The sequence below is a fragment of the Nonomuraea sp. K271 genome, from assembly GCF_009908215.1.
Classification (GTDB): domain Bacteria; phylum Actinomycetota; class Actinomycetes; order Streptosporangiales; family Streptosporangiaceae; genus Nonomuraea; species Nonomuraea longispora.
This window is the reverse complement of record NZ_JAAAHR010000172.1, coordinates 1-19,933: the sequence shown is the minus strand read 5'-3', so window position 1 is coordinate 19,933 and position 19,933 is coordinate 1. Positions and strand designations below refer to the sequence as shown.

The 19,933-nt window shown below is 68.4% G+C and carries 23 protein-coding genes and 2 pseudogenes; 14 read left to right on the top strand and 11 right to left on the bottom strand.

The genetic code is table 11. The features are described 5' to 3' along the window. A partial coding sequence (locus tag GUY59_RS38750) for a hypothetical protein (protein WP_236667917.1) occupies positions 1-266 on the top strand: 266 nt, incomplete at its 5' end. A gap of 18 nt (positions 267-284) precedes the next feature. On the opposite strand, the gene GUY59_RS38745 is transcribed toward GUY59_RS38750, so the two are convergent. Then, positions 285-1,751 carry a flavin monoamine oxidase family protein gene (locus GUY59_RS38745; RefSeq protein WP_138206377.1) on the bottom strand — a complete coding sequence of 489 codons (1,467 nt, stop codon included), beginning with the start codon at positions 1,749-1,751 and terminating at the stop codon, positions 285-287. Positions 1,752-1,958: 207 nt separating this feature from the next. On the opposite strand from GUY59_RS38745, the gene GUY59_RS38740 reads away from it, so the two are divergent. After that, positions 1,959-3,092, top strand: a complete 1,134-nt coding sequence (locus GUY59_RS38740; protein WP_138206379.1) for a hypothetical protein — start codon at positions 1,959-1,961, stop codon at positions 3,090-3,092. Between the two features lie 263 nt (positions 3,093-3,355). Further along, positions 3,356-4,645: an erythromycin esterase family protein gene (locus tag GUY59_RS38735; protein ID WP_138206381.1), complete on the top strand. Its 1,290-nt coding sequence runs from the start codon at positions 3,356-3,358 to the stop codon at positions 4,643-4,645. Positions 4,646-4,730: 85 nt separating this feature from the next. Here GUY59_RS38735 and GUY59_RS38730 read toward each other — a convergent pair whose 3' ends face one another. Then, complete coding sequence (locus tag GUY59_RS38730) at positions 4,731-5,849, bottom strand: DUF1648 domain-containing protein (RefSeq protein ID WP_138206383.1); 1,119 nt, start codon at positions 5,847-5,849, stop codon at positions 4,731-4,733. Beyond that, positions 5,846-6,235 carry a GntR family transcriptional regulator gene (locus tag GUY59_RS38725; protein WP_138206385.1) on the bottom strand — a complete coding sequence of 130 codons (390 nt, stop codon included), beginning with the start codon at positions 6,233-6,235 and terminating at the stop codon, positions 5,846-5,848. The genes GUY59_RS38730 and GUY59_RS38725 overlap by 4 nt, the downstream gene beginning before the upstream one ends. 187 nt (positions 6,236-6,422) lie before the next feature. Here GUY59_RS38725 and GUY59_RS38720 point away from each other — a divergent pair, with 187 nt between their 5' ends. Both GUY59_RS38720 and GUY59_RS38715 read left to right on the top strand, forming a co-directional pair. Beyond that, positions 6,423-7,580 (top strand): acyltransferase family protein, encoded by a 1,158-nt coding sequence (locus GUY59_RS38720; protein ID WP_138206387.1) that lies wholly within the window; start codon positions 6,423-6,425, stop codon positions 7,578-7,580. A gap of 208 nt (positions 7,581-7,788) precedes the next feature. Then, the gene (locus tag GUY59_RS38715) at positions 7,789-9,183 is read left to right on the top strand and encodes a cytochrome b (RefSeq protein ID WP_138206389.1); all 1,395 of its coding nucleotides are present in this window, start codon (positions 7,789-7,791) and stop codon (positions 9,181-9,183) included. 88 nt (positions 9,184-9,271) lie between these two features. Here GUY59_RS38715 and GUY59_RS38710 read toward each other — a convergent pair whose 3' ends face one another. Together GUY59_RS38710 and GUY59_RS38705 are read right to left on the bottom strand one after the other, a co-directional pair. After that, entirely contained in the window at positions 9,272-9,679 is a 408-nt protein-coding gene (locus GUY59_RS38710; protein WP_236667916.1) for a hypothetical protein, read from the bottom strand. A gap of 74 nt (positions 9,680-9,753) precedes the next feature. Continuing rightward, a pseudogene (locus GUY59_RS38705) lies at positions 9,754-9,927 on the bottom strand (hypothetical protein); the annotation flags it as partial. 173 nt (positions 9,928-10,100) lie between these two features. Between GUY59_RS38705 and GUY59_RS38700 the strand changes: the two are divergent. The 3 genes from GUY59_RS38700 (at position 10,101) to GUY59_RS38690 (ending at position 11,267) form a co-directional block, all read left to right on the top strand. Next, positions 10,101-10,325, top strand: a complete 225-nt coding sequence (locus GUY59_RS38700; RefSeq protein WP_138206395.1) for a hypothetical protein — start codon at positions 10,101-10,103, stop codon at positions 10,323-10,325. A 132-nt stretch (positions 10,326-10,457) separates the two neighbouring features. Continuing rightward, positions 10,458-10,745 carry a hypothetical protein gene (locus GUY59_RS38695; protein WP_201761850.1) on the top strand — a complete coding sequence of 96 codons (288 nt, stop codon included), beginning with the start codon at positions 10,458-10,460 and terminating at the stop codon, positions 10,743-10,745. 66 nt (positions 10,746-10,811) lie between these two features. After that, positions 10,812-11,267 (top strand): GNAT family N-acetyltransferase, encoded by a 456-nt coding sequence (locus tag GUY59_RS38690; protein WP_138206397.1) that lies wholly within the window; start codon positions 10,812-10,814, stop codon positions 11,265-11,267. Positions 11,268-11,397: 130 nt separating this feature from the next. Here GUY59_RS38690 and GUY59_RS38685 read toward each other — a convergent pair whose 3' ends face one another. Beyond that, positions 11,398-11,913 carry a YdeI/OmpD-associated family protein gene (locus GUY59_RS38685; RefSeq protein ID WP_201761849.1) on the bottom strand — a complete coding sequence of 172 codons (516 nt, stop codon included), beginning with the start codon at positions 11,911-11,913 and terminating at the stop codon, positions 11,398-11,400. Positions 11,914-11,949: 36 nt separating this feature from the next. On the opposite strand from GUY59_RS38685, the gene GUY59_RS38680 reads away from it, so the two are divergent. Both GUY59_RS38680 and GUY59_RS38675 read left to right on the top strand, forming a co-directional pair. After that, the gene (locus tag GUY59_RS38680; RefSeq protein WP_201761848.1) at positions 11,950-12,609 is read left to right on the top strand and encodes a DUF998 domain-containing protein; all 660 of its coding nucleotides are present in this window, start codon (positions 11,950-11,952) and stop codon (positions 12,607-12,609) included. A gap of 59 nt (positions 12,610-12,668) precedes the next feature. Beyond that, positions 12,669-13,301, top strand: a complete 633-nt coding sequence (locus GUY59_RS38675; protein ID WP_138206399.1) for a TetR/AcrR family transcriptional regulator — start codon at positions 12,669-12,671, stop codon at positions 13,299-13,301. Between the two features lie 126 nt (positions 13,302-13,427). Here the strand turns inward: GUY59_RS38675 and GUY59_RS51550 are convergent. The 3 genes and pseudogenes from GUY59_RS51550 to GUY59_RS51015 form a co-directional block, all read right to left on the bottom strand. Further along, positions 13,428-13,679 (bottom strand): annotated as a pseudogene (locus GUY59_RS51550) (response regulator transcription factor); the annotation flags it as partial. Positions 13,680-13,795: 116 nt separating this feature from the next. Further along, complete coding sequence (locus tag GUY59_RS38665; protein WP_161714920.1) at positions 13,796-14,320, bottom strand: sensor histidine kinase; 525 nt, start codon at positions 14,318-14,320, stop codon at positions 13,796-13,798. Beyond that, positions 14,286-14,756 (bottom strand): hypothetical protein, encoded by a 471-nt coding sequence (locus GUY59_RS51015; RefSeq protein WP_171055558.1) that lies wholly within the window; start codon positions 14,754-14,756, stop codon positions 14,286-14,288. Before GUY59_RS51015 ends, GUY59_RS38665 begins: the two co-directional genes overlap by 35 nt. A gap of 44 nt (positions 14,757-14,800) precedes the next feature. On the opposite strand from GUY59_RS51015, the gene GUY59_RS51010 reads away from it, so the two are divergent. Further along, positions 14,801-15,091, top strand: a complete 291-nt coding sequence (locus GUY59_RS51010) for a tyrosine-type recombinase/integrase (protein WP_289514325.1) — start codon at positions 14,801-14,803, stop codon at positions 15,089-15,091. A gap of 218 nt (positions 15,092-15,309) precedes the next feature. Here the strand turns inward: GUY59_RS51010 and GUY59_RS38655 are convergent, their stop codons facing one another. After that, positions 15,310-16,086 (bottom strand): hypothetical protein, encoded by a 777-nt coding sequence (locus GUY59_RS38655; protein ID WP_132632071.1) that lies wholly within the window; start codon positions 16,084-16,086, stop codon positions 15,310-15,312. Positions 16,087-16,198: 112 nt separating this feature from the next. On the opposite strand from GUY59_RS38655, the gene GUY59_RS38650 reads away from it, so the two are divergent. Next, positions 16,199-16,414 carry a hypothetical protein gene (locus GUY59_RS38650; protein WP_138206403.1) on the top strand — a complete coding sequence of 72 codons (216 nt, stop codon included), beginning with the start codon at positions 16,199-16,201 and terminating at the stop codon, positions 16,412-16,414. A 107-nt stretch (positions 16,415-16,521) separates the two neighbouring features. Continuing rightward, on the top strand, positions 16,522-16,902 hold the full coding sequence (locus tag GUY59_RS38645) for a hypothetical protein (protein ID WP_138206405.1): 381 nt from the start codon (positions 16,522-16,524) through the stop codon (positions 16,900-16,902). 559 nt (positions 16,903-17,461) lie between these two features. Here the strand turns inward: GUY59_RS38645 and GUY59_RS38640 are convergent. Beyond that, positions 17,462-18,331: a GntR family transcriptional regulator gene (locus tag GUY59_RS38640; RefSeq protein ID WP_138206407.1), complete on the bottom strand. Its 870-nt coding sequence runs from the start codon at positions 18,329-18,331 to the stop codon at positions 17,462-17,464. Positions 18,332-18,443: 112 nt separating this feature from the next. Here GUY59_RS38640 and GUY59_RS38635 point away from each other — a divergent pair, with 112 nt between their 5' ends. Continuing rightward, positions 18,444-19,925 (top strand): replication initiator, encoded by a 1,482-nt coding sequence (locus tag GUY59_RS38635; protein WP_236667913.1) that lies wholly within the window; start codon positions 18,444-18,446, stop codon positions 19,923-19,925. The last annotated feature ends 8 nt before the right edge of the window (positions 19,926-19,933 follow it).

Below are 19,933 nucleotides of genomic sequence, written 5' to 3'. Positions count from 1 at the left end.
CCCTGACCCCGTACGGAGGAGCCATGCCGGCCGATGCCACGGCGATCGCCGCCCACGCCCAGATCCTGCAGTCCGACGCCCGCGCGCTCACCGACTGCGCCGAACGCCTGCGGACGATCGGGGCGAGGCTGGAGGCCGACGGCTTCGCGCCTCGGTGGCTGCGTGAGGCGGTCGACGCCCACCTCGCGGCCTGCGCCACCGCCGCCGCGGACCTGACCGCGGCGGCGGCCTGCCTACGGCGCTACGCCGACCGGGCGCGCCACTGACTCATGGGCGGCCCGCGCTCAGCCGGCCTCGTGGACGGCGCGGGCGGCGCTCAGGCCCGACTCCAGGGCGCCTTCGATCCACGCGTGCCACAACGAGCAGTGCTCGCCGGCGAAGTGCACGCGACCTTCGGGCGCGACGATCGCGTCGTGCAGGCTGCTCTGCTGGTGCGGCTCGAAGAGGGCGAAGGCGCCCGCCGCGTGCGGGTCGTTGTACCAGGCGTGCGTGACCCCGAACTCGAAGTGGTCATGGATCTCCGGATGGATCTTGGCGACGTCTTCCACGGCCTGGTCGATGCGCTTGTGCGGCGGCATCGCGCCCCACCGCAGCGCGTCCTGGCCCCAGGTGTAGCTGGCCAGCAGGACCGAGCGCTCCTCGCCGGGAGCCGGGTGCGAGGGATAGCAGATGCGCCGGATCGGCAGGTCGGTCACCGTGGTGCCGCCGACGATGCCGTCGGTCTGCTCCCAGAACGCCCGACGCACCTGGAAGAGGATCTTGGTGGAGGCGTTGTAGTTGAGCTCGCGGATCGCGCGCTGCTTGCGGCGGGAGAAGGCGGGCCTGGTCTCGATGTCGCGCAGCACCGAGAACGGGATCGTGCAGACGGCGTGGTCACCGGTGAGCGACGTGCGACCCGCGCCCGTCCTGACGTGCAGGGTGACCGCGTGATCGTCCTGCTCGATGGCGGTGACCTCGTGGCCGAACCTGATGTGCCCCTTGAGCTCCGCGTAGAAGGCGGCCGGCAGCAGGTCGGCGCCGCCCTCGATCTCCTGCATGTCCTCGAACGCGCGCCCGACGATCTCGCGGAACTGCTCGATCACCGCCGCGTTGAGGTTGGACTCCCTGAAGCTCATCACGCCGTAGAGCTCGATGGCGCCCTCGGAGAACCCGCGCTCGCGCAGGAAACTGCGGATGGAGTAGCGGTCGTACTCGGCGCAGATGCGGTCGAGCGCGTCCTCGCCCTCCTGCGCGTACAGGTCGTGGATCTCCTTCGTCGCCGTGCGCCACAGATCCTCGTAGGTGCGGCCGCGTTCGTGCTCTGCCAGGTCGAAGTCGACCAGCCCGGGATCGGCGTTGAGCTGCCCCAGCGTGGTCCTGACGCCCTGGAGGTAGGCGAGGGCTCGGGGGTTGCCCATGACGAACGGGCGCAGGGTCAGGCCGAACTTCGCGCAGTAGGCGAGCGTGAGGTCGTGCACGCGGGGGATCCGCATCGCGCCCGCCTCGGCGTACAGGCCCGGGGCGAAGCCGCGCAGGGTGAGCACGCGACCGCCCACCCGCTGCTGGGCCTCCAGGACGACGGGCTCGTGACCCTGGCGCATCAGCTCGTAGGCGGCGACCAGCCCAGCCATCCCGGCCCCGATGACGAGCACGCGCTTGCGGGGCCGGCCTCCGCCGGCGAGCCCCTGCTCGGCCGTGGCCACCACCTCGGCCGGCACCCTCAGGTCGTGGCTCGGCCGCGGCGCTCCCGCTGCGAGCGGCTCCGGCGGCATGGGCGCTGACTCTTTCAGGATCCACTCTCCTTCACGGTCACGCAAAGCACATCCATGGTCACGCAAAGCCATGATACTCGCAGAGAAGTGCTCCATGGAGTGGCTCCGGCTGGGGGTCGCAAGGTGGATCAGGACTTCGACCCCACCATTGACACCAAAATGGGGCGATTGCAGCATGCAAGGCTGGATGTGCCCCACAATGGACTGATGGCACACCCTCCGCATCCCCAGCAACCCGATCCCCATGGGTCCTGGGGGCACCAGGGGCAGCAGGGGTACGGGCCGCCACCCGGTCAGAGCGCCCCACCGCCCGGTCACGGTCCCCCGCACGCCCAGGGACCGCCGCCGCACGGCCAGGGCGCGGTCCCCCACGGACAGGGTCAACCGCCGTACGGACAGGGTGCGGGCCCGTACGGACAGGGTCAGCCACCGTACGGCCAGGGCCAACCGCCGTACGGCCAGGGGGCAGGCCCGTACGGACAGGGCTACGACCAGGGCGCGGGTCCCTACGGACAGGGTCAGCCGCCGTACGGACAGAACCAGGGGCAGTACGGCTACGGCAACCAGATGGGAGCCCCGTCCTACGGTTCCCCGCCGCCGGGCGACCGGAACAACAAAGCCTTGCTGATCAGCGTGATCGTCGTCTTGTCGGGGCTCCTCATCGGCGGCGGCGCGTACGGCGCCTACGCCTTCTTGGGCGCCCCTGGCCCGGCGCCCACCCTCATCGCCCAGCCGACCACGTCACCGTCCGCGCCGCCCACCTCGGCCCCGCCGTCGTCCACGCCACCGTCGGCGCCACCGTCGGCGACGCCGAGCGATTCCCCGGAGCCGTCCAGCACGCCCAGCGGCAGTGCGGACGAGCCGCTGGAACACTCGGAGTTCGGCGACTGGAACTTCTCCCTCAAAGGCGAGAAGTACGCCGCCCGCAAGGTCGGCGGCTGGACGTACGACTCGTGCGACCCGGTGGACGCCGAAGGCGTGATGGCCGACAACAACTGCGAGAACGCCGTCCAGCTCGCCTACACCGCCTACGGCGGGAACCTCAAGGCGGTGCAGATCATCCTGGCGTTCCCCTCCAGCGGCGACACCAAGAACGCGGCGAAGCAGCTGAAGAACACCGCCGACAAGAACGTGGCCTGGCGCAGGAGCAGCGCTCACAGGAGCTACTCGTACGGCAAGATCTACACCGGCGCGTACGTCAAGCACCTGGTCATCACGATCGTCACCGCCAACTCGTCGGCCAAGCCCAAGGCCGCGAAGTTCCACACCGCCCTGCAGACCGACCGCGGCGTCTACTTCTTCATGGGCCGCCGCCAGACCGAACGCCCCGTCACCAGCTGATCGGTCCCTGACGTTCACCTGCTCCGGCCGAGCCCGAGGGACGGCCGGAGCAGCACGCGGCACCTTGGCGACCGCGGCTTCGGGCGCGGACGGGGACCGTTCCGCCCCTTGATAAGATCGGCGACATGCCCACAGGCAGCTTGTTTCTCTGACCGAGCCCGCGAACAGCGGCACCCGGACGCACACGACTGAGACGGCGTTCCGGCGTGTTGCCACGCGCTCCTGGCCATGATCATGTCGACGGAGAAACGAGCACTACCACCATGTCTTCCCACTCCTCCACCGGGCGTCCGGCCCATCCGCTGGCCCAGCACGTGTCCGTCCTGAACACCCTCGACCCCGACGAGCCGCGCCTGGACGATCTCGATCCCCTGCGCGCCGTCGTGGAAGGCGCCCGCGTCGTGGCGATCGGCGAGGGCGCGCATTTCGTACGGGAGTTCGCCCTCGCCCGCGCGCGACTGCTCCGCTACCTGCTCGAACGCTGCGGTTTCACGACCGTGGCGGTCGAGATGGGCGCGGGTGAGGCCGCGGCCGTCAATCCCTGGCTGGCCGGCGAAGGCGACGAGGGCGACCTGTCCGGGGTGGCCGGCCTGCACACGATCAACCTGTTCGGGGAACTGCTGCGATGGCTGCGCCGCTACAACCGCGGCGGGTCCCGTCCTGTCGAGATCGTCGGGATCGACCTGCCCAACACCCTGACCCTGCGGCCCGACCTCGACCCGGTGGCCGACTACCTGCGCGTGGTCGACGAGGGGATCTCCGGCATGACGGCCGGCGTCCTGCGTACGGCCGGCGCGATCACCGGCGCTTCGGCCGCCGCGTCCGCCCCGCACTGGGCGGACCTCGACGCCGCCGGCCAGGAGTCCCTGACGGCCGGACTGGCCCGGCTGTCGCTGCGGATGCGCGCGCTCGAACCCCTGTACGTGGCCCGCAGCGACCAGCACAGCTACGACGTCGCGCGACGCCACCTGGAGGCGGCCTGCCACACCGACTACATGCTGCGCGCCATGAACACCCTGTTCTCCGGGACGGGCCTGCCCGACGACACCTCGGTCCGCGACCACTACATGGCCACCTGCCTGCAGTGGCATCTCGACCGCCTCGACCCCGACACACGCGTCGTCATGATCGCGCACAACAACCACATCCAGAAAACCCTGGTCACCTATGACGGCTATCCGACCGCCCTGCCGATGGGCCATCACCTCGCCCGCGGCCTCGGCGGGCACTACCGCGCCGTGGGCTTGACCCACACCGCCGGCGAGGTGCCCGACATGGTCTGGCCCGCGGAGGGCTCACCGGTCGGGTTCACCGTCGCGTCCGTCCCTCTCGACGGCCCGCCTCCGGGCAGCTTGGAGAGGGCCCTCGCCGACGCCGGACTGGCCACCGACATCACCTTGACCGACCTGCGCTCGGCGGACCCGGTGGTGACGTCGCTGGAGAGCATGCGATCGCAGAGCGCCACCATGGTCACACCCGTCGCCCGGTCGTTCGACGCGGTCCTGTGCACCCCGACGGCGACGACCGACGACACCGCCACCTTCACGGCCTAGACACCGTACGAACGTCCTGGACACCGTACGGACGACCGCGGCGTGCGGACCGTCGCCCGCACGCCGCGGCGTCGCCCAGGACGGATCAGTCGGCGCCGGGCAGCACCAGCACCAGCAGGACGACCAGGCCGACGGCGAGGGCACCGAGCAGGATCCACGCGACGGGATGGCCCAGGTTGAGGGTCCATGACCAGGAGACGAGACGGTCGTGAACGAGCAGGGCGGGGTCGCGGCGGTTGACGTAGACCGAGCCGGCCAGATACCAGTACTGATCGTCGTCGCGCTGCCCGAGCCCTGAGTCCTCCTGCTCCTCCCCCGGCAGAGCGGGCAGCCGGTGCCCGGCCTGGCCCACCTTGACCTCCCACACCAGCCAGCCTCCCACCGGCAGGACGAGCGGGGCGTAGACGATGACCTGCCAGAGGGCCGAAGGGGTGACGACCTCCCACAAGCGCAGGGCCGCCAACAGCAGGCTCAGGTCGAGGCAGGCCGCGGTCAGGAGCACCATCACCGCCGTGCCGCGCAGGTAGACGCGGTAGCGGCGGGCCGATCCCCTCGGCCGGGCGGCGTCCAGCTCGGGGCGGGCCCGCAGCACGACCAGGACCAAGGCGACGGCGATCAGGATGAGCGCGAGCTGGAAGATCACCGGCAGGAACGCGCTCAGCACGGTCGTGGGCTCACGCCGCGCGGGTTCGGCGGCGTACCCTAACAGCGGTGGCAGCGTGGCCGGCAGTGTGCCGTAACGCGTCCAGCCGACGCCCACGGTGAGCAGGACGACGGCCAGGGCGGGAAGGGCCCACGGCCAGGGCACCCGAACCGGGTCGGTACGGAAGGTGGTGTCCACGGCGACGCCCTGACGTCGCTCGGCGGCCCACCCTCCGGTGAGCTTGGCGGTGCGGATCATGCGATGGGCGCGGTGGAACAGCAGCACGTCCAGGACCGCCAGCACCGACGTGGTGACGCCGATCGCGTCGGCGGACCGCGTGACCAGCAGCACCGGGACCGTGACCACGGCGACGAGCGCGCCCGCCGCCACGGTCGAGCGTGCGTAGGAGCGACGCGCGGCGATGACGGCCGGATCGTCCACCCGTTCCGCGCTCACGCGCACTCCGAACGCCAGGGTGGGCCTGGCCAGCGCGGGAAATGCCAGCGCCAGGGCTGTGGCCAGCGCGATGGCGATCAGGCCGGCGCAGAGGATCACGATCACGTGTGCTCCTCGAAATTCACCAGCAGCGCCTCACACCGGCGCAGCACGTCCTGCCGGTCCATGCCCTGGACGGTAGCCTCCGCCAGCAGCACGCGCACACGTTCCTCCCAGTCGTCGATGAAGGCCGCCTCGGGCGGTCCGGTCGTGGCGTCACGCCGTACGACCGCGCCGCTTTTGCGGTTGATCCGGATGATGCCCTGCTGTCGCAGCAGGTCGTATGCCTTGTTCACGGTGTGGAAGTTGATGCCGAAATCGGCGGCCAGTTGCCGCGTGGAAGGCAGCGGATCGCCTTCGCGCGCCTGCTGTCTGGCGATCCCCTCCACGATCCGGTCCCGGATCTGCTGGTAGATCGGAACCTCGCTGTCAAGGTCAAGGGTCAGCTGCACGTCGTAACTCTATCTGCTATACAACAAGTAACACACATCGATTCAGGGAGAACCTCATGCGGCAAGCAGAGAACCACCGGACAACACCGACCCTCCCCTTCACCTCGTGGACCGGATTATCCACGAGGAAGGCCGGCCCGCCCGGGCACACCGCTCCTGCCGCATCGCCCGAAGGGACGGCGAACCGATGACCCAGCCCGTCAACCAGCAGGCAGCGCCGCCCACCACCGCTTCGCGGCTTCTTCATGTCGACAACCTGCGCACCGCGTTGATGGCGCTCGTGGTGGTCCATCATTCCGTGATCGCCTACAGCGACATCCCGGACTGGTACTACACGGAACCGGGGGCCGACTCCTCGCGAGTGCTGCTGGACCTGCTGCTGCTGTTCAACCAGGCGTTCTTCATGGGGGCCTTCTTCCTCATCTCGGGCCTGTTCGTGCCGCGCTCCTACGACCGCAAGGGGGCCGGGCAGTTCCTGCGCGAGCGGCTGCTGCGCCTGGGCGTGCCGCTGCTGCTGTGGCTGCTGCTGATCCGTCCCCTGGTGACCATGGGCAGGTACACCACCGCCAGCGAGGCCGCCGCCCGGCAGGGAGCCGAGCTGCCCTACTGGAAGTACTACCTGTCGGCGTACACACCGGGCCCGATGTGGTTCGTCGAGGTGCTGCTCGTGTTCAGCGCGCTCTACGTCCTGTGGCGGCTGCTGACCGGCCAGGGCCGGCGCACGCCTGAAACCACCCCGGCCACCGGCCGGGCGCCCGGCGTCGCCGCGATCGCCGGGTTCGTCGCCGGGCTGTCCCTGGTGACGTACCTGTGGCGCATCGTCGTGCCGATGGGCGTCACGGTGCTGGGACTGCCCTCGCCCGGTTACCTGCCGCAGTACGCGGCGCTGTTCGTCGTCGGGCTGGTCGCGGCCCGGCGCGGCTGGCTGCAGAGCCTGCCCAAGGCGGCCGGCCGGGCCGGTTTCGCCGCCGCGGCTTTGGCCACGGTCACACTCGTCTGGGTCGTGAGCTCCTACAGAGAGGTGAGCTTCGGCCACGGAACCCTGCCGTCCCTGCTGACGGCCCTGTCCGAATCGGTACTCGCCGTCGGCATCATTCTCGGCCTCGTGGTGCTGTTCAGGCAGCGCCTCAGCCGCCAGGGACGCCTGCGCAGATTCCTGTCGGCGCACGCCTTCACCGTCTACGTCATCCACCCGCCCGTCCTGGTCGCCCTGGGCTACGCCCTGAGCGGCGTGGAGGCGCCCGCGATCGCCAAGGCCGCGCTGCTCACCGCCATCGGACTGGCACTGTGCTGGGCGACCGCGTACGTGGTGCGCGCCCTGCCGGGCGCCAAGAAGGTGCTGTAGACCCGTAAGAAGGGGCGACGGCCGGCGACAGGGCCATCGCCCCACTCCTCACCCCGCCGCGTCACCCGCCCGCAACGGCGCTGGACCGGAGGTGTCCCTTGTTCTGGCCCTCCGCGGTGACGGAGCTCACGGTCACCCGGGCCCTTGCCGACGTCACACCTGCCGGCCCGATCGCGTCTTGTGTGTAGACAAGGTCAGGGGGCCCAAGATGCGTTCGTTGCCGACCGTACGCCGCTCGTTCCAGTTCTCCCACTGGTCGTTCATGTTCGCGGAAATCGCCGTGTGGTCGTTCGTCGTTCTGCTGGTGACCGGGGCGATACTGATGCTGTTCTACGACCCCGGCATGTCCCAGGTGACCTATGACGGTTCCTACGGCCCGCTGCGCGGGCTCCTCGTCAGCCGGGCGTTCGACTCGACCATGCATCTGAGCCTGGAGGTGCGCGGCGGGCTGCTCATCCGCCAGATGCACCACTGGTCGGCGCTCGTCTTCGTGGCGGCCGTCGTGTTGCAGTTGCTGCGCATGTTCCTCACCGGCGCGTTCCGCCGCCCGCGTATCCAGCAGTGGCTGATCTGGGTGGCGCTGCTGGCGCTGGGCATGTTCGCGGGCGAGAGCGGCAACGCCCTGCCCGACGACATGCTGTCGGGTGGGAGCCTGTGGCTGATCATGTCGGTCGTGCAGTCCATCCCGGTGGTGGGCACGTGGGTGATGTCGCTGCTGTTCGGCTCGGGCTTTCCCGGCGACACGGTCATCCCGGTCATGTACGTCGGGCACCTGCTGCTCGCGGCCGTCATGGCCGTGCTGCTGATCGCCCGTGAACTGCTGGTGCGGCGCCACGGCCACTCGCGGTTCGTCGCCTCGCTGCCGGCGCGGCGAAGCGCCCGCCCGCTGATGGCGGCCGCGACGTTCGGCATGCTGATCATCCTCGGGTTCGGGTTCCAGATCGCCCCGATCTGGCTGTACGGTCCGGCCAAGCCGACGCAGATCTCGGCGGGCTCGGTGCCCGACTGGTACATGGGGTTCCTTGACGGCGCCCTTAGGATCATGCCCGCGTGGGAGCTCACTCTCGGGGCGTACACGCTCAGTCTCGCGGTGCTCGTTCCCACGGTGGTGGTACCCGGGGTCTTCTTCACCGCGCTGGCCACGTATCCGCTTGCCGAGCGCTTCCTCCTGGTGCGACGCGGCCGGCGTGACGCGCTGGGCCGGCCCGAGAGCGCACGCCGCACAGCCCGTGAGACACCCGCGCGGAACCTGCTCCACCGGTCGCGCGACACGCCCGTGAAGACGGCGATCGCCGCCGCCGGGATCACGTTCTACGGCCTGCTGTGGGCAGCCGCGGCCAACGACCAGCTCGCCCACCAGTTCCAGCTCACTCTCAACGCCGTGACGATCTTCTTCCGATACGCCGTGGTCATCGGGCCCGTCGTCGCCTTCGCCGTCACCCGGTGGATCTGCCTCGCGCTTCAGCAGTCGGACCGCGACGTGGCCGAGCACGGCCTGGAGACGGGCATCATCATCCGATCCGCGCAGGGCGGATTCCACGAGCGGATGGCGCCGGCGCGGCAAGAGCGCGATCGTCACCAGGAGTTGAGCCGGTCAGCATAGGCAGGGGGCGAGTTCCATGCGCGGCCGGGCGTGGTCGGGCTGGACGCGGCCCCGCCACCCCGGCGGCAGCGGAATCACGCGGCCGCCGTCAACCTCGTCGGCACGGGTGTACCCGCTCCAACCAGTTGTAGATCGCGTCGTACCCCGCGATGCCGAGCGCGACCAGCCTCAGGACGCCGGTGATCACCGCGAACGGGATCAGGTTCAGCACCGCGCACAGGACGGCCGCGCCAGGAGCGCGACACCGATACCGAGGCCGGATGCCTCGACCGGCTGCGATGCACAGGGCGCCTGCCTCGCGTGCACCGGCGTACGCCGCCGCGAGGTAGCCCGGAGCCGGTTCGATCTGACCGGCGCAGCCCAGGATCGTCTCGTGCAAGACTGACAAGGGGTCCGGGAAGGTGGCGGCAAGGCGGCGGGCGTATTCGATGATCGTCCCGTGCAGGTAGCGCGTGTTGGTGTTCAGCAGTTCCGCCTGCATGGCCAGCGCGCTCACCACGCGCGGGTGACCATGGCCGATGTGCGCGACGTTGTTGACCAGGTCGAGGTAGCGCCTGCCGTTCGCGTCGATCAGGTACGTCCGGCAAGCACCGGCAACGCGGCCGCCATGGGATCAGCCTGGCCGAGCTGGGCGTAGGCGAGCGCGACGGCGAGCCCGCACACCCGCGGCGCGCGGACCACGTCCCCCAAGTCGAGCAACCCGGCAACACCACCATCCGGGCCGACCAGGACGTTGCGCTCGTTTGCGTCGTTGTGGTGGCCTGCTGGGGCAGCGCGCCCAAGGCGGGGAGCAGCTCACCGAGCCTGCTGAGCGTGGTGTCCACGAACGGCCGCAGAGTCTCTTCAACGAAAGGCACATCCCCGAGCAGCGCCACCGCCTGCTGCATGTTCCACCGGTACGGCCGGTCGAGTGCCGGGTGATCGAACCCGGCGAGCGCCGTATCCAAGCGTGCCACGGCTGCACCCAGTGCTCGCAGGCGCGCTTCGTCGGGCGGGCCGGCATCGGCCCATATGGTTCCCGGGAGCCACTCCAGCAGGCGGGCTTGCCGGGCGCGTCCATCGAAGCTGACACCAGCCGTTGCGACAACCACAACACGGTCCGCATCGAAGACGATGACCTCGCCGCCGGCCGCGAAATCTAGGCTATCTACGCGATAAAGGTCTGTTATCACGTAGATAGCCTGATCATGAGGGTGCGCCGAGCAGGGGTCCGTCCCGCGCGGTGGTGCGCAACTCGTGCACGTTATCCGGTACACCTCCATCGGAGGGGTGCGGTGACCGCCCGCGCAGGGCGGAACGTCACCGCGTTACGCAACCCGAAGGTCACCGTGGCGGCGGCCGACGCATTCCTGTCCACACCCCGCTTCACCAACGCCAACACCCACCGGGCCTACGCTGGCGCGATCGACCGCACCATCGCCCTGCTCGGCCGCGAGCGGCCACTCGCCGACATCACCGACGCCAAGGTCGGCGACGCGCTCACCGAGCTGTGGGGCTCCTGTGCGCGGCCACCCCACCAAGACCGAGGTTGCGGCCGCGCTGGCCGCCGACCACCCTGGTGACACCGGTCCCCGCGCCCCTCAATAATCCGGATGCGACCGGTGAGCGCAGCCTCATAGCCTCGCCACATGAACGACGCATTCGTCCCGGACGACTTCGTCGTCCCCCTGTCCCTGAGCCACCCACAGTTCCGTCTGGAACCCTTGGGACCCCAGCACAACGCCGCCGACCACGCCGCCTGGACCAGCAGCATCGCGCACATCCGCGCGACCCCGGGCTTCCCGGACGGAAAATGGCCTCCCGTGGCCGGCATGACCCTGGAGGCCAACCTCGCCGACCTGCGACGCCACGCGAACGACTTCGCTCAGCGCCGAGGGTTCACCTACACCGTCCTGGACCCGGCAAGCGGCGAGGTGATCGGATGCGTCTACATCTACCCCTCCCGCAGCGACGACCACGACGCCGACGTGTCCTCCTGGGTCCGGGCCGACCGAGCCGCACTGGACGTGCCCTTGTACGAAGCCGTGACAGCCTGGCTGTCCACGCAGTGGCCCCTCGGAACACTCGACTATCACTCGCGCTGAAGCCGCATCCCGCTGGGAACCCCTGTGACCGCGACCAGGGCCGGGATGCGCGCGTACTACTGGACGCCCCGCGCGACGAGAACACCGTCCCGTACTGCCGTCTCGGTCAGCGTGCATGGGCTGACGTCTGTCAGCTCTTGCCGCGGAGTTCGGTGAGTACTTTGTCGAGTCGGCGGGCGCGGGTCTCCTCGGTCTTGGCACCGTCGATCGACTGCGCGTGCGCCTTCTGCTTGCTGTAGGAAAGCCGCCTCCACGCTTCGGCGGCTACCGTGTCGGTCGCTAACACGTGCGCGAGCACATCGGGAACCTCGACCGTGCGCGGCGCGTCGTCGAGTTCCAGGGTCACCTCGACTTCGTCGCCCGCACCTCGCCCGGTAGCCGCTCTGGTCTCGGAGTTGAACGAGATCATGTACTGGCCGCCCATGGAGGTGATCGTGTTGCGGTAGGTGTATCCGCCGTCGATCGTCACGGTCACGGGCACACGCTTGCCTCGCTCAAACGAGAGGACGACCTCCTCGGGCACGACGATGCCGACGTTGTTGCCGCCGCCGGGCCAGAGAGTGGTACGGAACGTTGGCATGGTGATCTCCTTCTCGATCGGTTCGCTGACAACAGCAGCGTGCTTGACAGGATGGTTTCGCCTCAATACTGTACCGTCTAGTTTTACTGGAAGGAAAGACCCATGAACGGACCGGTGACTCAAGCGAGTGCCGTGCAGCCCAAGACCCCGAGCGGCAGTACCCGGCTGTTCCTCCCCGCCGGAACGGTGGCGGGGCCCCTCTTCGCGATCGTTGCACTGGCCCAGGCGGTGCTGCGTGAGGGATTCGATCCGCTGCGTCACGCGGTGAGCCAGCTCTCGCTCGGCGAAGGCGGCTGGGTTCAGGTCGCGAACTTCGCCGTCACCGGGCTGCTGATGCTCGCCTGTGCCATCGGTCTGCGACGTGTCCTGCGCGGGGGGCGCGGAGGACGGTGGGCGCCGATTCTCATCGCGGTCATGGGGGTGGGGTTCGTGGTCGCCGCCTTACTGCCGGCTGACCCCGGCAACGGTTTTCCTCCCGACACCGGCTCGAAGGCCGCGTTCAGCGTGACGGGAATGCTTCACCTAGCATGCGCCGGCATCGCGTTCATCGCGCTCATCGCCGCGTGCTTCGTGCTGGCGAGCCGGTTCTCCGGGATGAGCTGGCGCGGCTGGGCCATCGCCGGGCGCACGAGCGGAGTGCTGCTCGCAATCGGCTTCGCCGCCGCGAACTCCGGCGTCGTCGGCGGACCACTCGCCATGTTCGTCGGAGTCATCATCGCCTGGCTGTGGGTCGGCGTGTCGGCAGCTCGTCTCGTCCGGTAAGCGGTGAGCCTCGCTCGACCGGCATAGTCAGAAGTGAAGACGGGCGATCGGAGGAGGATGTGGATCTTCGCGAGGGCACTCAATCTGCTGAGAAGCACCGCGCGATCCTGCAGGCGGCAACCGAGATCTTCCTCGACAGAGGATACGCGGGGGCCAGTATGGACGAGGTCGCTGCCCGCGCCGCTGTCGGCAAGCAGACGGTCTACAAGCACTTCGCTGACAAGCGTTCCCTCTTCACCGAGATCGTGCTCGGCACCACCGATCAGGTCGACGGCATGGTGCAGCTGATTGCCGAGACCCTGTCCCGTACCGACCACGTCGAGCGCGACCTCACGACCCTGGCCCGCCGCCTTCTCCTCACCCTCATGGACCCCCAGCTCCTGCGACTCCGCCGGTTGATCATCGCCAGCGCCGGTCAGTTCCCCGAGCTGGGCCGCGCCTGGTACCAACGGGGCTTCGAGCGCGTGCTCGCGAGCCTCACGGACAGCTTCACCCGACTCGGGGAACAAGGGCTGATGGATGCGCGGGAACCAGAACGCGCCGCCGACCACTTCGTCGGCATGCTCCTCTGGATCCCCCTGAACAAAGCCATGTTCATGGGCGAGGACCGGCCCTACACGACAACCGAGCTCGAAGCACACGCCGACGCGGCAGTGCAGGCCTTCCTCGCCGCGACCCACAGCAGATCGTAGTCTCGCACCAACGGACAGTAGACCCCGGTCCCGCGCCCCCGAAATTGCGAAAAGGCCCGGAAATCCAGAGTGAGCGCTTGCTGGTATAGGTGCCTGCTCAGTTGTACTCCGACGGCTGCGCGATCCCGTGCTCACCTTGCAGTGAGAGGTTCGCGGATCGTCCATCAGCTGGCGAGTGACTTCGAGACCGTCCAGTTCCGGCATCCGGATGTCCATGAGAACCACGTCGGGGATGAGGTGACGCACGGCCTGGAGGGCCGGCGGCCCGGTCGTGGCCTCTCCGACAACGTGCATGTCGGGCTGTGAGTCGATGACCAGGCGGAACGAACTTCGCACGTCGCGCTGATCGTCGACGAGCACTGCTCGGGTCCTCGCCATGCTCAGGGGCCGGGAACCTTCTTCGCCTGCGTGGGGCAATGTCGCTCGCAACCGCCACCGACCGTGGCCATCGGGTCCGGCCTCCAGGCTTCCACCGACGGCAGTCACCCGTTCCTTCAGCATGGGCAATCCGGTGCCGCCATGCGAGCGACGATGCCCGTCCGACGACGAGGCGGTGTCGGTGTCGTTGAGAACCACGATGGAGAGCGCGCTATCCGATTCGCTCTGCACGGATACGGTGAATTGCACCCAGCGGGAGCATGCCTGCGCACGTTGGTGAGGGCCTCGACCACGATCCGGTAGGCGGTCGCCTCCGTCTCCCGAGACGTCGTCTGCACACCGCCGTCGATCTCGATCTGCGCACTGGATCCGGATCCTCGTTCCGCGCTGAATCGGTCCACGAGCGCGGGAATGTCCGAGATTCGCCGCATGGATCGTGGCGCAGAATCCCCTTCGTGCAGAACGCGGACGAAGCCGTCCATCGCGTCCAGCGCACTCACGCCCACGCGTTCGATCCGCTCCAGAGCATCGCGCAGATGATCGAGATCGTCGGCTCGCGCGAAACGCGCCGCCTGGGCCTGGGCCTGGGCAACCATGCCAGTCAGATCATGGGCGATGAAGTCGTGCAGATCCTGCGCCAACTCCAACCGCTGCTCGCGGCGGACTGCCGAGATCAGTTCCTGTCGCCGACAGCCCGGTTTCGGGTTCGGAGGACGGCCAATACTCGACCAACCGCCGGACCCATACGACGCACGCGATCCATACCACCGCAGCGGATGCCACGGCCACGCGGACCGGAACCGTCCACCGCACGACAACCGCGAGTAGGACATAGAGGGCAATCAACTCGATGGGACCGAGATTCTGCCCTGCGGCGTAGATCGTGGTGTCCGAGGAGAGCACGTACACGATCACGCCGAGGGAGACCGAGCCCGCCCCGATGGCCAGAAGGTGCACCCAGACACGACCCGCCCTTCCACTCACGATCATGGCCAGCACCACGCCCGCAGCAGCAGCCGCGGAAAAGCCAACGGCGCCCGCCCAGCCGACGAGAAACCACGCGCCGAACGCCGACACGACCGCGACAGCGGCGAGCTCGGACCGCTAGTCCGTGGCGCGACCTGCCCGCTGCGGACTACGGGCCCTGGTCCACCGTCTACGACCGGTTTCGCTCGTCGTACTTCCGGCGTCATGATCTGCGGCATACAGGGCTCGCCTGGATGGCTGATGCCGGCGTTCCGGTGCACGCGCTCAAGATCGCTGGGCACGGGTCGCTGGCCACGACGCAGCGCTACCTGCACCCGGATCTGCGCACGATCGCCGACGCCGGAACCGCGCTGAGCGCGCACCTGCGGGCGCCTCGGTGGTCCCCAGATGGTCCCCAACTGCGGCTGATCGAGGGTGACCGATGATCAGGGGCGGGGAACGACGAAAGCCCGTCATCTTGGAGAACTCTCCAGATGACGGGCTTTGCCCTACCGTCGGGACGACAGGATTTGAACCTGCGACCCCTTGACCCCCAGGCACATCAGGTGGGGGCGGGATCACGATCGATACCCGCCCCCAGCTGCTATTACCGTCCCGTACGATCCCCTCAGATCCATGGTCGTCCGGGCCGGTTGTCACTCAGTTAGTCACCCAGAATCTGGCCCGTGGACTGGGCCTGCTGCCACACGTCTCGGCCGTTGCTCCACAGCTCAGAGGCATGGTAGGCGAACCGGTCGAACAGGCCGTCATCCTGATACCGCCGCAAGTGCAGCATAGGCGAGTCGTGCCCGACCAGCTTGGCCAAGTGGGGCGTGACGAGCATTTCCGAGTCGAACCGGAACACGCTCATGGCGATGTGCTCGTCACCGAACCGGGCTTCGACGCCGGGAACGTCTCGTAGCTGCTCAGCCTCCGACAACGTGATACGGATGCGTGTGGAGACGGTCAGCGGAACGTTCTCCACCTCCTCACGTCGCCGGGTGACCTCGCTCTCCGGATCGCCGACGAGGAATCGGATCTTGCAGCCCTGCTGGGCCTTCCGTTTGAGCACCTTCGCGAGGTTGGGGTGTTCCAGCCACAGGAAGTAGTTCGTGTAACCGGCGAATACGATTTCGTTGCGCGCCGAATTGATGAGATTGCGCCAGATCGATTTCGGACATGCAGAGCGATAGGGATAAACGGTCAAGACTTCCTTGTCTGGCCCGGTTTTCACCGTATTGCGGATTGCTTCTGGCCATAGCACTGCGATCTCAACTCCTAGTGCCTCTGCGGCGGCCCATTGGTGTCGCATGTGCGGAACGCGCGTTTCGTCTTGCAGCCAGCGTTCCACCGTCTTGACGTCCACACCACATCGGTCGGCCAAGTTCTGGTTCGTAACCTGGGCGTTCAGCATGGCTCTGCGTAGGAGGACGTTGGCCACGGTGCACCTCGCGCTGGAGGACGTCAGGGACGTCTGGAGCGTAACGCCATAACGTCCTGGACGTCTTGGTAACGCGGTGGGATTGTCACGCGCAGGTAAGCAGGCTGATCCCATGTCAACCCCCGTAATTCTCGAAGACCTCCAAGCGGCATTTCCCGGTTGGTGCGTTTGGCGTAGTTCTGCCGGTCGCATCTGGGCCACCCGGAACGGTCGTCGTCTATCTCAGCGCGAGCTGGATCACGGCCTGTCCCAGACGATCGACGCGGACGACATCGCCCAGCTCGCCGAGCAGCTGAAGGAGCAGGAAGCAGGAGAGCAGGCACTGTGAGCAGCCCCTCCACCAGGGTCGGCTGTCGCGCCGAGATCACGGGGATGCTCCACAGCCCGGCATCAACGCGAGCGTGGGCTTCCTTCCTCCTCAGACGCCACGGGACCGTGAAAGCGGTGCTGCGTAACGGCACTCTGGCCTTGCTCGCGCTGGACGGAGATGCGCACGAGATGCCCGGAGGGGTGAAGCGCTGGCCAATCCACTGGGATGACCTGCTGATCCACGATGACGAGGTACGACCCATCACACGATCTGACGGCTACCGCCTCGGCCTGTCCGGTCAGCAAGAAGCAGTTGTACAGCATGCGGTGCAGGCCAATCACAAGGTAAGCCTGTGCGGGGAGACGGTGCGCCCGTTGCCGACGTTGGGGTGGTGCCTGCCTTTCCTGCCCACTGCCGCGCGGGCCTGCCCAGCCTGCGTCCGCCTGGTCGAACCTGGAGCAGAGGGAAGCATGCCGCCTGCCATGCCTCTTCTCCCGCCACGGTGACCATGTTGCGGTCCTGTCCCCTGCCTGCCACCTCGTACGCCGTCGACTCACCGCGTAGGGCAGCGGGCCGGGGACGGAGTGTCAAGCCCGGCTTCGCGTGTACGTCGGCCGGTCGCCGTTCCTCGAACATGCGTTGTCCTGCGGTCAGAGCCGGGCTTGATGCGGAGGAGCCGGGCTGCTGGGCTTGCCTGAGTCGATGGTGTGCGAGGTGGTCCCCCACCTCGGGGCCGGAGTGCTCCCGCTGGAGGGATGAGGGTTGACGAGTCTTCCGTTCCTGGTGAGTGGAGCGGCCGGCGCCCATGCGAAGCACCCGAAAGGGCCGCGAAGCGGTGGGGGCCGGCGGCGGAACGACGGCGACGGTGCGGAGGTCGGCCACGGAAGGTGTACGGCGGTGCGGCGGCCATGCGGCGGTACGGCCCGAGCCGCTGCCGCCCGGGACCGGCCCCCAGGCCGCATGCCCGGGCGGCGGGCGGGCGCGGGGCCGTGCGCACGGCGCGGAGCGCCGTCGCCTTGAACCAGTAAAGAAATTCTGAGCCAGATCGACACCCTGTGAAACCGTTTAGATCACGAGGTCTATGCCGTTGTCGCTGAGTTCCTGCGGTGTGAAGTCGGCATCAGGGTCGTCGGCGAGTTCGCGGTGATAGCCGATCTCGTAGCGGTTAGCGGGGGCCTTGACCTCGGTGACCTCGATGGGATGGCCATTGGGGTGCGCCATGGCGCGGCGGATGATGAGGACGGCTTCGGCATAGTCCATGCCGAGTGCGGCGCGTTCGTCTTCGTAGGCGATGCGGGCGGTGGTGAGGGTCATCCATCGGACGGGGCCATGGTCGCGGACGAGCGACTGGTAGAAGAAGCCGGAGCGCTTGCGGTATTGGGCGTTGCGCTTGGGGTCGTCCCAGTCGGGGAGCATGTCGGCGTTGGTGTAGGAGTTGATCTCCAGGCGGGCTGATGCTGCGTGGATGGCGGCGGTGTGGCCCCGGTGCCACATGCTGCGGCGGTGGATGACCGGGTGGCCGGGGCGGACGCTAAGCATGATCGCGACATCGCGATTGGCGGTGGTCTTCTCGCCGGTGAACAGTGGGGTCTCGTGGTCGCGTTGGGCGAGGTCCCAGCCGAAGGCTTGCACGTCGGGGTGATTGCCGGGGGCGGCGAGGTCAGGCCGGTCTCGGCCCGTGATGACGATGGCGCGGCGCTCGGGCATGGGGCGGACAAAGGAGCCGCGTCCCCGCATGACATAGGCCAGCCCTTCGGAGACCAACGTCTCGATGGCCTTACGGACGGTCGGCCGGGAGACGTCGTACTTCCTGACGAGTTCCGGTTCGCTGGGCAGCGCGCCGCCGGGCGGATAGCGACCGTCAAGGATCGCACCTCGCAGGTCTGAGGCGATGACGCGCCAGAGGGCGTCCTTGTCGTCGGTGCTGGTCTCCATGGTCAGCCTTCCTCGGTAAAGCTTTCAGGACTACTTGTACTACAGGTTGACCGCCAAGCGCCATGTCTGTCAACCTGTACTACAGGTAGTCCAACAGAGGAGGTGGTGCCCTATGAGCAAGGAGGAAGAGCACGACGATCAGCTACGCGGTCCCGAATGGATGGCCGATCTCGCCCGCCTGATCAATGCACCGGGCTATGGACGGTGGAGGTCCATGGTCGCGGCGATCGGCGGGTGCGCCCATCCGGTGCACCTGGCCGGACAGTCGATGATCGTGGACGCGGGCACGGGCGAGATCCTGCACGCGTACACCACGGACGGTGAGCCCTCGGGACATCTCCTGGTGGCCTGCGGCAACCGGCGGGCCTCGGTGTGCCCGGCCTGTTCCCAGACCTACCAGGCCGACACGTTCCACCTGATCCGGGCAGGACTGTCGGGAGGCAAGGGCGTGCCCGAGACGGTCAGCACGCACCCTCGGGCATTCGTCACCCTGACCGCACCCTCCTTTGGCCCCGTCCACTCGCACCGCGACGGGCGTCCCTGCCGTCCCCGCAACCGCGACAGGCTCTGCGAGCACGGGCGGCCGGTCGGCTGCCACGTCCGGCACGCGCCCCAGGACGAACGACTCGGCCAGCCGATCTGCCCCGACTGCTACGACTACACGGGTGCGGTGCTGTGGCAGGCACACGCAGGCGCGCTGTGGCATCGCTTCACCCTGGCCATCCGTCAGGAACTGGCCAACCAGACCGGGATGACCCGTCGTGGCTTCGCCGAGCACGCCAAGGTGTCCTTCGCCAAGGTCGCCGAATACCAGCGACGCGGCCTGATCCACTTCCACGCCGTTATCCGCCTCGACGGACCCGCCGGACCGAACCAGCCACCACCCGACTGGGCAGACCACCGCCTGCTCACTCAGGCCGTCCCGCCTGCCGTCCACCAGGTCACCGTCACCACACCGCCGAGCGATCTCGGCAGGTGGACCCTCACCTGGGGCGACCAGCTCGACATCCGACCCATCCTGCTCGACCCCGACGCCAACGGGCTCAGCGAACGAGCCGTCGCCTCCTATATCGCCAAGTACGCCACCAAGGGCGCCGAAGCATCCGGCACCATCGACCACCGCCTGTCCTGCCGATCCTGCGCCGGACGCGGGCGGCTGAGCCTGATGACCGCCTGCGGGCAGTGCCACGGCAGCGGCCTCAAACCCGGCTTGAACCTCGATGCCCTCCCCGTCACCGACCACGCACGACGCATGATCCGCACCTGCTGGGACCTCGGCGCGCGCCCCGAGTTCAGGACTCTGCGGCTCCGCCCCTGGGCGCACATGCTCGGCTTTCGCGGCCACTTCTCCAGCAAGAGCCGCGCCTACTCACTGAAGCTCACCGATCTACGCAACGCCCGCGCAGCACATCGCGCCGCCGAAGCCCGCGAGCGCCACGACCTGCCCGCCCTCGACGACGCCACCACACTCGTCCTGGGCCACTGGCGCTTCGCCGGAATCGGCTACACCCCCGGCGAAGCGATCATGGCCGAACACATTCGCCAGCGCGTCCAGACCGCCCGCCAGGTCGCGGCAGAGCAGGCGGATGGATGACCCCACCC

Excerpts from the sequence above, each read along its gene's own strand:
- GUY59_RS38745 (WP_138206377.1), bottom strand. The coding sequence starts at position 1,751 with ATGCCGCCGGAGCCGCTCGCAGCGGGAGCGCCGCGGCCGAGCCACGAC.
- GUY59_RS38740 (WP_138206379.1), top strand. The coding sequence starts at position 1,959 with ATGGCACACCCTCCGCATCCCCAGCAACCCGATCCCCATGGGTCCTGG.
- GUY59_RS38735 (WP_138206381.1), top strand. The coding sequence starts at position 3,356 with ATGTCTTCCCACTCCTCCACCGGGCGTCCGGCCCATCCGCTGGCCCAG.
- GUY59_RS38720 (WP_138206387.1), top strand. The coding sequence starts at position 6,423 with ATGACCCAGCCCGTCAACCAGCAGGCAGCGCCGCCCACCACCGCTTCG.
- GUY59_RS38715 (WP_138206389.1), top strand. The coding sequence starts at position 7,789 with ATGCGTTCGTTGCCGACCGTACGCCGCTCGTTCCAGTTCTCCCACTGG.
- GUY59_RS38690 (WP_138206397.1), top strand. The coding sequence starts at position 10,812 with ATGAACGACGCATTCGTCCCGGACGACTTCGTCGTCCCCCTGTCCCTG.
- GUY59_RS38680 (WP_201761848.1), top strand. The coding sequence starts at position 11,950 with ATGAACGGACCGGTGACTCAAGCGAGTGCCGTGCAGCCCAAGACCCCG.
- GUY59_RS38650 (WP_138206403.1), top strand. The coding sequence starts at position 16,199 with ATGTCAACCCCCGTAATTCTCGAAGACCTCCAAGCGGCATTTCCCGGT.
- GUY59_RS38640 (WP_138206407.1), bottom strand. The coding sequence starts at position 18,331 with ATGGAGACCAGCACCGACGACAAGGACGCCCTCTGGCGCGTCATCGCC.
- GUY59_RS38635 (WP_236667913.1), top strand. The coding sequence starts at position 18,444 with ATGAGCAAGGAGGAAGAGCACGACGATCAGCTACGCGGTCCCGAATGG.